General features: G+C 38.9%; 7 protein-coding genes. 4 read left to right on the top strand and 3 right to left on the bottom strand.

Annotated features, from left to right (window positions below):
* Nucleotides 1–397: 397 nt before the first annotated feature.
* From FTU70_RS14370 to FTU70_RS12985, 3 genes are all read left to right on the top strand, one after another.
* Nucleotides 398–1,111, top strand: coding sequence for a hypothetical protein (locus FTU70_RS14370; protein ID WP_257222590.1), 714 nt, complete (start codon nucleotides 398–400; stop codon nucleotides 1,109–1,111).
* Complete coding sequence (locus FTU70_RS12990) at nucleotides 1,101–1,625, top strand: hypothetical protein (RefSeq protein WP_180060693.1); 525 nt, start codon at nucleotides 1,101–1,103, stop codon at nucleotides 1,623–1,625. Before FTU70_RS14370 ends, FTU70_RS12990 begins: the two co-directional genes overlap by 11 nt.
* Before the next feature lie 440 nt (nucleotides 1,626–2,065).
* Nucleotides 2,066–6,988: a type ISP restriction/modification enzyme gene (locus FTU70_RS12985; protein ID WP_180060692.1), complete on the top strand. Its 4,923-nt coding sequence runs from the start codon at nucleotides 2,066–2,068 to the stop codon at nucleotides 6,986–6,988.
* Between the two features lie 455 nt (nucleotides 6,989–7,443).
* Here FTU70_RS12985 and FTU70_RS12980 read toward each other — a convergent pair whose 3' ends face one another.
* Entirely contained in the window at nucleotides 7,444–8,970 is a 1,527-nt protein-coding gene (locus FTU70_RS12980) for a PKD domain-containing protein (RefSeq protein ID WP_180060691.1), read from the bottom strand.
* A gap of 463 nt (nucleotides 8,971–9,433) precedes the next feature.
* Here FTU70_RS12980 and FTU70_RS12975 point away from each other — a divergent pair, with 463 nt between their 5' ends.
* Nucleotides 9,434–9,769 carry a DUF1622 domain-containing protein gene (locus FTU70_RS12975; protein WP_004969773.1) on the top strand — a complete coding sequence of 112 codons (336 nt, stop codon included), beginning with the start codon at nucleotides 9,434–9,436 and terminating at the stop codon, nucleotides 9,767–9,769.
* A gap of 124 nt (nucleotides 9,770–9,893) precedes the next feature.
* Here FTU70_RS12975 and FTU70_RS12970 read toward each other — a convergent pair whose 3' ends face one another.
* Nucleotides 9,894–11,081: an MFS transporter gene (locus FTU70_RS12970; RefSeq protein ID WP_004969777.1), complete on the bottom strand. Its 1,188-nt coding sequence runs from the start codon at nucleotides 11,079–11,081 to the stop codon at nucleotides 9,894–9,896.
* A 103-nt stretch (nucleotides 11,082–11,184) separates the two neighbouring features.
* Nucleotides 11,185–11,451 carry a metal/formaldehyde-sensitive transcriptional repressor gene (locus FTU70_RS12965; RefSeq protein ID WP_004969779.1) on the bottom strand — a complete coding sequence of 89 codons (267 nt, stop codon included), beginning with the start codon at nucleotides 11,449–11,451 and terminating at the stop codon, nucleotides 11,185–11,187.
* Nucleotides 11,452–11,473 lie beyond the last annotated feature (22 nt).

Below are 11,473 nucleotides of genomic sequence, written 5' to 3'. Positions count from 1 at the left end.
AGTATTTGGATTGTCACTGCTTGCTCCAAAGTTAACATGTTGAGCAGTCCAAAAAGACCACTATATTAACCAAGGGGGTCAATTTTCAAATGCTGTTGGGGGGTCATTTTTACATTGCCGCTAACAGCTTGAATATATCACCAGTCACAAGGCGCAAGCGATTAAGCAGGCAGAACAGCTATTAGAGCAGTACAGAGAAGCGTTAGCCGCCCATCATACGCAAGGTCACATTGTACGAGTCGCCAACTACTTTGCCCTTGCCGCCGTTGCAGGCGAGTTAGCAACTCAAGCTAACATTACAGGGTGGCAATCAGGCACAGCGTTTAACGCCGTACAGCAGGCATTTAATCAATGGCTAGGCAGTTTTGAGCAAGTCGGAGATTTTGAAGATAGGGAAATGCTTGCACACGTTAAGGCATTTTTTGAGGCAAACGAGTCTAGCCGTTTTGAATCTATTACACCCGACCCCGACCATGCAGAGCGCATTTACAACCGTGTTGGCTACTGGAAGATAGAGAACGGCGAAAAAGTCTTTTATGTAATGTCAGAGCAATTTAAAAACGAAATTTGCAAAGGCTATGATAGTCGCAAGGTAGCTAAAGCCTTACTCAATTACGGACTACTGGAACACGACACAGGCAAGCCAACTAAAACCGTGCGATTACCTAATCGAACTAAAGCCTTGAGAGTTTATGCAGTTAAGGAATCTATCTTTAGCACAGATATAGATAATTTTAAGGGCAACAAAGGCAACAAGGGCAACAACCTTGATTCTAAAGGCTTTGAGCATGTTGCCCAAGTGGAAATGCAAAAGGCAACAAAGGCAACAAATCTGCAAAAGGTGCAACAAGATACTCATGTGTTGCCCTTGTTGCCCAATGGAAATAAAAAAGGCAACAAAGAAAACTCTAGCAATATCAACAGTGTTGCCTATGTTGCCCATGTTGCCCAAGAAAAACAGTCATGCCGTGACTTAGTGAGTGAATCAGCACAGTTAAAAACTCAACCGATGGAGCAACCAACACCAAAAAAACAGGTAAAGGCTAAAGCATCACCGCCTAAAGAAGTGATAGACACAAAGACGCTTGATATGTTCGGGGGTGGAATATGAACATGCAAAAAGCACTAAACATAATTCAGTTGGCAAAGTCGCACCAGTGCAGATTGTTTATCGCTCCCCTAATCAATTAAGATGGGAAAGCCCAATCATGCCACCTGATGAACTACTGGAGGAGTTGAGAGCCAACAAACCCATTTTGATTGAGTACCTGAAACATACAAGCCGTGACCTATCAATGTTGGTTAAACGTGCGCTAGATGGCTACCATTGGCTGCTAGACCGCAAGCGCACCCATTACCGCTACAACGGTGTACTTATTGTGACCGCACGCATAGCAGCAAGCGAATGGAGAGAAACAGTTAAGAGCGTGTTAAAGGTCAATAATGCTGAGTTGCATATCATTGAGAGATTGCTCATTCAAAGCGAGCAGATAGTATATTTTGACCATGCAAAAACATTTCTAACTACCCCCGACCAACTAGAACAGGACTACATTCGCGATGAAAACACAGGGACAGCTTTTAATGCTTGGTTATCTATGCCGTGCAAATTTATATACTGTTGAGAGGTAAGCTACCCATTCCGACCAATTGCAGTACAAGGAAGTAATACGCCGTTCTATAATCTGTTAAGAAAAATAGCTGTAGTTTTTAGTTTTGCCCATACCCCCCAGTATGGGTATTTTTTTAACAGCAACTTGGTATTCAAGTATTACTTAATAACTAGGGGGATGTTAGACCGCATAAGATTGGCAAAGCCTAATTAGACAAAACCCTTGACATGATTGAGTTATTTTTAGCTATAAGTAGCTATAGTTTAGTTATTTTTTTTAACATTTTTACAGACAAATAATGCCGTGTCTATGTTGGACAAACCTTTGATAAACCAAAAAGATGCCGCAAAATGCTATAAAGTCAGTGTGTAGTAATATTTTTATTCCCCTATTTCTAGTTTTTAAAAGCCCCATTCAGTAGAATCTCTTGAATAAAAACTTTGGGGGTAGGGATGGCTTCTTTTTTTGACTTAATCAATATATATAGAACAACAGCAAAAACAGAGCGTGAAAAAGGCACTTATTTTGAATTACTGTGTATTAAATATTTTGAGAATGAGCCATTCTATGCTGATCTATTTACCAAAATTCAAACTTATTCAGAATGGGCAAAAGAGCAAGGTTTAACAGGTAAAGATACAGGTATTGATCTTGTTGCTACCACTAAAGAAAATAAATTTCACGCCATTCAATGTAAACTATATGATGCGGATAGTACTGTTAGTAAAGCGGAAATTAATAGTTTTTTAGCTGCTGCTTCAAAAACTTATTTTGAACGCCGTATTATTGTTAGTACTACACATAAATGGTCAGATAACGCACTTCAAACACTAGAAAACCAAGACCCGCCTGTTACGAAAATTGACTTAGAAACTTTGGCTCAAAGTGCAATCGATTGGTCAAAATTTGCAGAAAAAAAGGAAGTCATTTTAAAGACGAAAAAACAACTTCGTGACCATCAAAAAGCAGCCCTAACAAATGTCAAAATTGGTTTATACGAGCAAAAATTAGAACGCGGTAAACTTATTATGGCATGTGGTACAGGGAAAACCTTTACTAGCCTTAAAATTGCTGAAGAATGTGCTGGTAAAGGTAAACGTGTTTTATTTCTCGTACCTAGCTTGTCCTTACTTTCTCAAACCCTCACAGAGTGGACACAAGAATCAACTACACCATTGCATAGCTATGCTGTGTGTTCTGATAATGAAATTGGTAAAAAGAAAAACCATAGCGTTATTGACGCCGTAACGACACTCGCTCATGAGTTACAGTATCCAGCAACAACAAATGCAAAAAAACTGGCTGAGAATGTAGAAAGTAATCATGATGATGAGCACATGACAGTTGTTTTCTCAACCTATCATTCTATTAATACCGTTAGTGATGCACAGAATGATGAGGGCATGGGAGAGTTTGATTTAATTATATGTGATGAGGCTCACCGTACTACGGGGTCAACGCATGATAGTGAAGACGATTCTAATTTTGTAAAAATTCACGATGCTGGCTTTATTCTGGGTAAAAAACGTCTTTACATGACAGCAACACCACGTATTTTCTCAGATGATGTTAAAAACAATGCAACCGATTTCACATTGTTTTCAATGGATGATGAAAAGCTGTTTGGCGAAACGCTCTATACCATCAACTTTTCAGAAGCGGTGAAGCGTAGTTTGTTGGTTGATTACAAGGTCATTGTACTGACAGTGGATTCGGACACGATTATCAAAAAAATCGGAAGCACTATTACTGAGAACAGTGAAATAGTGGTGGATGATGCGGCACGTATTGTCGGTTGTTGGAAAGCGTTATCTAAACAAGGGATTCATGCAGATGTAGAAGAAGACACAGCACCAATGCAACGCGCACTCGCATTTTGCCAAGTGATTGACCAAACGGCGAAAGCACGTAAGCATCAGGTGAGTTCAACACGTATTGCCAATATCTTTCAAACTGTCGTTGAAGCCTACCAAAAAGCTGAAGCGCTTGAAGGCAATGAAATCTCACACCGCTTAATTTGTGAAGCACAGCATGTCGACGGCGGTATGGGCGCAGACCTGAAAGAGCAAAAGCTCAATTGGTTAAAAGCTACACCTGAACCACAAGTCGATGAAAACGGCGTAGAACGTCCGATTTGTCGTGTTCTAAGCAACGTACGTTGTTTGTCTGAAGGTGTAGACGTGCCTGCACTTGATGCAGTCTTATTCCTGACACCGCGCAGCTCACAAGTTGATGTGGTGCAATCTGTTGGGCGTGTCATGCGCCTTGCACCGAATAAGAAGCGTGGTTATGTGATTTTGCCTGTCGTGATTCCACCTGGAGTAGAGCCACATAAGGCGCTTGATGACAACCAAACTTACAAAGTGGTCTGGCAAGTGCTGAATGCACTTCGTTCACACGATGACCGCTTTGATGCCATGATTAATAAAATGGATTTAACAGGCATTGACCGATCTAAGATGGAAGTCATTGCGATTACTGATAAAGTTGCTGCGAAAGCCAAGAAGAAAGCCGCAGGCAAAGGTGGTACAACCATCGGTACACCATCGAAAAAGTCTAAGCAGGATGACACCGAAGATACTCAACAATCCTTTAGTTTTGAATCAGGCGAGATTGAGCGTGCTATCGTTGCTAAAGTGGTTCAGAAGGTCGGTAATCGCCACCATTGGGAAGATTGGGCAAATGACATTGCCAAGATTGCACAAACCCATATCAAGCTGATTACAGACATTCTGGCACGTCCTGGATGTGACAAAGAACGTGCAGTATTTGAGGAGTTCGCAATTGAGATTCGAGATGACTTAAATAACGCTGTATCTGATGCAGAAATTATTGAAATGTTGGCTCAGCATTTAATTACCAAGCCGGTATTTGATGCCCTGTTTGATGAATACAGCTTTGCTAAACACAATCCGATGGCTGTTGCGATGCAAAAGGTTTTGGATGTCTTAGATCAACATCAGCTCGACAGTGAAACTGAAGCATTACAACGCTTCTATGACAGCGTAAAACTACGAGCGCAAGGGATTGATAGTGCAGAAGGTAAACAAAAGATCATTCTTGAGTTATACGACAAATTCTTCCGTAATGCCTTCCCTCGTATGACGGAGCGTCTAGGCATTGTATATACACCTGTTGAAGTGGTGGACTTTATTATTCACAGTGTCAACGATGTACTTCAACAAGAGTTCGGCAAGAGCTTTGCTGATGAAGGTGTGCACATTCTTGACCCATTCACGGGTACGGGGACGTTCATTTCCCGCTTATTGCAAAGTGGCTTAATTCCACCGAAGAAGTTGACATATAAATACAAGAACGAGATTCATGCTAATGAGCTTGTATTACTTGCCTACTACATTGCCGCGATTAATATTGAAGCGGTTTACCATAGTGAAATCATTGATGAGTACACCCCGTTTGAAGGAATTTGCTTAACCGATACTTTCCAAATGTACGAGAAAGAAGACCTAGTTGATCAAGTCCTTGTAGATAACAGTGCACGCCGTAAACGTCAAAAAATGCTTGATATACAAGTCATAATAGGCAATCCGCCGTATTCGGCAGGACAAGAATCAGCAAATGATAATAATGCCAACGTGAAATATCCTGCTTTAGATGAAAAGATTCGCCAAACTTATGCTGAGCGTTCTGCAGCAACTAATAAAAACTCCTTATACGATTCTTATATTCGTGCGATTCGTTGGGCAAGTGATCGTATATCCACTCAAGGGGTGATTAGTTTTGTAACCAATGCTAGTTTTGTTGATGCAAATACAGCAGATGGCTTACGTAAATGCTTGGTTGAAGAATTTAGTAGTCTCTATATCTTCCATTTACGAGGAAATCAAAGAACAGCAGGTGAAAAGTCACGTCAAGAAGGCGGTAAGATCTTCGGAAGTGGTAGTCGTGCACCCATTGCTATTTCAATCCTTGTGAAAAATTCGAACTCTCAGAAACAGGGGCAGATTTATTTCCATGATATTGGTGACTATTTAAGTCGTGAAGAAAAGCTACAAAAAATTTCTGAATTTAAAAGCTTGAAAGGTATTTCTGAAGTGGATGGATGGGAAATGATCACGCCCGATGATCACGGAGATTGGCTGAATCAGCGTGATGATAAATTCGGGGACTTTATTGGTTTGGGAGATAAGAAGAATAAAACTGCTAAAAGTCTGTTCTTGAATTATTCAAGGGGAATTGCTACAGGTCGAGATGCATGGTTATACAATTATTCCAGCTCTAAATTATTAGAGAATGTAGAAAATTTTATAACTACTTATAATGACCAATTAAGTCTATTTAAAGTAAATAATGAAGTTGCTTCGAAAGAAATTACTTATGACCCGACTAAAATTAGTTGGAGTGATGGATTAAAAAGTCTATTGAATAGAGGCGTAGAGCTACCCTTTGATAAGAGTTTAGTTAGAACATCTGTATATAGACCATATTCGAAATTAAATTTTTATTACTATAAAAATTTAATTGAACGAACTTATCAGATGCCAAATATCTTCCCTCTAGAGAAAGTTGCAAATTTTGTAATTTATATTAGTGGCATGGGCAGTTCAGGAAAAGGTAGCTCTGTACTAATTGTGAATGAATGTCCTGATCTAAATATGCAACATTCAGGTGGACAAGGCTTCCCTTTATATCTCTATGAAGAAGTTACTCAAGAAAAAAATGTCGGTTTAGGTGACTTATTCGATAACTCACTTGATTTGACTGTCAGTGAAACCAAGTACCAGCGCAAAGATGGTATCAGTGATGAAGGCTTACAGCACTTCCAAACGGCGTATCCTAACGAGCAGATCACTAAAGAAGACATCTTCTATTACACCTACGGTCTACTCCATAGTGAAGAATACCGTACACGCTATGCAGATAATCTCACCAAAGAATTACCACGCATTCCATGTGTGAAGAAAGCTGAAGACTTTTGGGCATTCTCCAAAGCGGGTCGTGAGCTTGCACATTGGCATTTGAACTATGAAACTGTTGAACCATACAAAGCAACATTGGATACGGGTAGCACGCCGTATAGCCAACTAAGCGATGAAGACTTCTATGTTGAGAAGATGAAGTTTGCCAAGAAGGGTGAAAAAGGCACGGTTGTTTATAACAAGCATATTACGATTAAGGACATCCCATTAGAGGCGTATGACTACGTGGTGAACGGTAAGCCTGCACTTGAGTGGGTAATGGAGCGTCAGGGCGTTTCTACGCACAAAGACAGCGGTATCGTAAACGATGCCAACGATTGGGCAATTGAAACAATGAACAACGCGGCATACCCGCTTGAGTTGTTCTTACGTGTGATTACGGTGAGCCTTGAGACGATGAAGATTGTGAAGGCTTTGCCGAAGTTGGATATTTAAATATTTATATATACGAATGGAGTTATTGTTAGATATCACACTACATACTTAGTAAAAATGACTATTTTTTCTAAAAAACTCTTTTTATGAATTGAATTTATATGCTGTCCTTAGGACTAAGGACTATAAGAGTCAAGCTGGGGAGATGCTGAGGGAGAAATACCTATTTCTGCCCGAAGAAAAGCCGTATTGATTGGCAAAATGTACCAAAACAAAGGCGCAAAATGCGCCTTTTTTCACACCAAAACATAACGCCTTAAATTATTATTAATAATCATGTATTTATGAAATTTTTACAAAAAATCAGGGTTGTTTTTAGTGTTTTTGGAAACAACCTCATGGAGCAAAATGTCAAGTCCAATTTTTAGGGGTGATTTTATTGGCAAAATGTTACATTTTAATATCAAAAGTTAGTCAAAAATAAAGGCATCTTTTAAGATGCCTTTATTAAAACTTTAATTAATTCTACCTGTTGCAGTGTAAGAAAAAGTTTGCCCTGTTTCTTTAACCGTAAACGAGTAATTAAAAGTAACTGTATTCCCTTGAGTTGGTGTTGCTTTTAAATCAAATTTAACATTTTCACCATTTTGAATGATTTGATTATTGGTTAAATTTCCAAAAAAAGCAGAGTAAGTAGGATTATTAGAGGTCGCATTTAAATTGATAATTGTATATGGACGTCCTTTAGCTTCTAAATTAAAACTTGCTAAAGATGGACCAGTACATCCAGTGCCTATGCAGTTATAAGTATTGTTAAAACTTGCTGTGCTGCTATACGGTAATTTATGGACTGTTGAACCAAAAAAGTCACTCGTGCTTAATACGAGTTCTGGCGCTGTTTGAACAGTGATATTTACGTTACTACTAGCAGTTAATGCACCATCAGATACGATTAAATTAATTACATAATTTCCCGCTACATCAGGAGTAAATGTTGGTTTAACATTTGTCGTATTTGAAATTAAAGCATTACTACCATTAGGTTTAGAACTAATAGCCCATTTATAGCTTAATTGGTCATTATCTGGGTCATTACTCTTACTACCATCAAGCGTTACGATTTGACCTAATTGTATTGTCTGTGCTGTCCCAGCATCTGCTAAAGGTGCGGAATTTCCGCGTACGACCTGAATAGTTGAGGTAACTTTTTCACTTGATAAATCACCATCTGAAACAACTAATCCAATCGTATAAGTACCGATTTTATCAAAAATAACACTCGGGTTAACAGTTGTTGCCATTGATAATTGAGCAGTACTATCTGTTGGTTTAGATTCAATAGTCCAAATATAATTTATCGCATCGTTGTCGCTATCTGTACTTGATGAACCATCAAAAATAACTTTATTGCCGACTTGTATTGTTTCTGAAACCTGAGAAATTGCTGCAACAGGAGCAGCGTTACCTTTTACTACATTAATTTCAATAGTATCTTCTGAGCTATCTAACTTTCCATCATTAACTATTAAGCTAACTACATACTTACCGACCACATCAGGCTTAAATGTTGGATTTACAATTGATGAGTTTGATAAGTTTACGTTACTTAATAAAGGCTTTTCTTTTATTACCCATGTATAGGTAAGTAAATTTTGGTCTTCATCTAAACTTTTAGAACCATCGAGCACAACTAGATCACCTAAAGTAACATTCTGGTTTATACCAGCGGCTGCAACAGGAGCTTTGTTCTCAGGCTCGGTTGGTGTTGTTGGTGTTGTTGGTGTTGTTGGTGTTGTTGGTGTTTCATTATTATAATAATCACTTGTCCCCCCATCACCACCACCACAAGCTGTTAGAAAAATGATTGAACAGCTTAAAAAACTAAGTTTAAATTTTTTCATAAAGCCCTCTTTATTACTTTTAGTTAAATAAGGAATTATATTTAAAAAACTATACAACTCAACTATTAAAAAATAACAAAAATTTACTAAATAATAAAAATTATGGGTGTATGGCAGACTTAAAACCCGACTTTTTTTCACGCTAAAAAGCAGATTCGCAGGGTATAAAAAATGCCTAGCATTGCTTTAAAAAGTATCTGTTTAGTATCTGTAAAGAATTGTTTGTTGCAATTAATTGATTTAAATATGATTATTTTTTGTTATTACATTCTGTATTGGGAAATGATTTTTAGCGATTACTTCCTGATTTGATACAAAAATAGCATTAAGTTTGAGTGGCTTAGTGCTTTTTTATTATCCTATTTGGGGTGATCTGCTACTAAAAATCAGCCTATTCGTTAATGTTTAGTTTCTCATTCGGCACAAGCCCGATCTAACTTATGTCATATTTAAACGTTTCAATTTATCTTTATGAAAACCCATCAATAATCACGTAAGTCTTTTTAAACCGCAGCATTTAAAGCTATGATGAGAAAATAATCAAAAATTGGCGCTCAATTCAATCCTAAATGCACGAGATGAAATCTCTGATGGAGGTATTTGGATGTTTGAACTGGCTTTTTTACGTGAAATACTCATTTCTTCGGTTCATTTTTTGCAATTGTCACTCGAAGCCATTTCTGTGATTTGTGTGGTGATTGGTCTAGTTAAAACTTTATGGGTGCTGGTTCAATTAAAATCGGGGCGTACTGCACGTTATTGTTTTGGGGATTGGCTTGCGACGGCGCTTGAATTTCAGTTGGCTGCAGATATTTTAGCCACCACGGTAGATCCAGATTTAGATAGCCTAATTAAATTGGCGATCATTGCTGTCATTCGAACCTTTTTGAATTACTTCCTAACCAAAGAATTAGAGCATCAAACCATCAATGAAAAATAATGGCTATTGAGTTTGAGATCAAAATAGAAGACATAGTCCCATTCATCTACAAGGTTTGAATATTTGAATAAACTCAGCTGATCCAAACCTTGTCCTGATTTTAGTTTGTCGTTTAGATGAAACTTCATCCTAAAACAGGTTTGTTCTGCAACTGGCGATACCAAATAATGATGTAGCCACACAGTAAGCAGATGGCTGCACAAAAGCTAAGTACGGCGGTGGTTAAACCGAAATGATCGGCCAGATAACCGACTGCAATAATTGGCAGAATCGTGCCTAAATAGCCCATAAATAAATAGGTCGACATCACTGCAGCACGATTCTGCAGATTGGTCATGGCATGAATTAAACCAAAAGCGCCAATCAATGCCAACCCGTGTCCTATGCCTAGCAGCACATCACTCACAAAAAATAGAAAACTCCAGTGTAAATACATGCATAAACCGAGTACCAATAAACTCAATAACAGCAAATACAGCCCATAATTTAGACATTTTTGTGCAGGAATGGCTTTAGAAAAATACTGCACCAGCGCTGAAATCAGCAAAATACAGGTGATGGCCAAACCACTGACCAAAGGCCCGTGCCACGGAATAATCACTTGCACAAAAGAGGGAGAGAGCGAAGCAAATAAACTAAAGGCAGCAAAGGCACAGAATGCGGTTAAACCTGTAATATAAAATTCTGCATGAAAGCGTGGTTCTGGGCGTTCTAATTTTGGGGCAATCGAGAAGGCTTGTGGCGTAAATTCAGGCGGTGCTAAACGTAACAATCCAATAAAACACAGTACTGCACCCAAAATGACAGGAATATATGGACTAAACAAAGGCGCTGCTGAAAATTGTGCCACACCACCACCGAGCAAAGGACCTAAGCCAAACCCGACTGCGGTAATGACTGAACTGAGCTGTGGCGCATGTGCTTTATGTGATTCGGGGATACTCCACATTAAGCCAATTAACGCCGATGTAGTCATAAGACCTGAAGCAATTCCAATCACAAAACGCCCCAAAGCAAGCCAAAGTGCATTGGTGGCAAACATAGACAGAATCAGTCCGAGGGTGATGATCACTAAACCCAATTCTAAGGTTTTTAAGAAGCCGATACTGTTGCTGGTACGCCCTAAAAAGAGCAAGGTAGCCAAACAACCGAGCATATACGCCACAAAAATAAAGGTGATATGGCTGGGTAAAAGCTGCCACAATTCCTGATAAATTGGATACAGCGGGCTTGCAAGTGCCGTGCCCATGGTGCCAATAATCAGGGCGAGGCTGATCATCACGAAAGGATGCCAAGATTGAGATTGAGTCATAAAAAACTCGATTGATGGCTAAACTCTTGAGTTTAGTCTCATATAGTGAGAAATATCACTCAGTGTAAAGACAAGCCTTGAATCTGGTCAAGCCTATTTGTGTTTAAGCATAGCGTTTTAGCAGTTTCATAAACTCTTCCAGTTCATGTTCATCAATCGCGCATTGATCACCAATCACATGATGACGCAAATGCGATTCGATTAACTCATTCATCAAACCATTGACCGCACCTTTAATAGCTGCGACTTGTTGTAAAACTTCAATACAGCCATGATCAGGATTGTGAAGTGCTTGTTCCACTGCCCCAATTTGCCCTTGTAGACGTTTGACGCGATTTAAAATTTTCTTATCTGTATGTAAATGACCCAACACATCACCTCAATTTCTATAT

This window comes from Acinetobacter sp. YH12135, from assembly GCF_013418565.1.
GTDB classification, from domain to species: Bacteria; Pseudomonadota; Gammaproteobacteria; order Pseudomonadales; family Moraxellaceae; genus Acinetobacter; species Acinetobacter towneri.
This window is presented reverse-complemented; position numbering and strand designations above follow the sequence as displayed.

What these genes read in the sequence shown, in the direction of transcription:
- FTU70_RS12970 (WP_004969777.1), bottom strand. Translation starts at nt 11,081, where the DNA reads ATGACTCAATCTCAATCTTGGCATCCTTTCGTGATGATCAGCCTCGCC.
- FTU70_RS12975 (WP_004969773.1), top strand. Translation starts at nt 9,434, where the DNA reads ATGTTTGAACTGGCTTTTTTACGTGAAATACTCATTTCTTCGGTTCAT.
- FTU70_RS14370 (WP_257222590.1), top strand. Translation starts at nt 398, where the DNA reads ATGCTTGCACACGTTAAGGCATTTTTTGAGGCAAACGAGTCTAGCCGT.
- FTU70_RS12985 (WP_180060692.1), top strand. Translation starts at nt 2,066, where the DNA reads ATGGCTTCTTTTTTTGACTTAATCAATATATATAGAACAACAGCAAAA.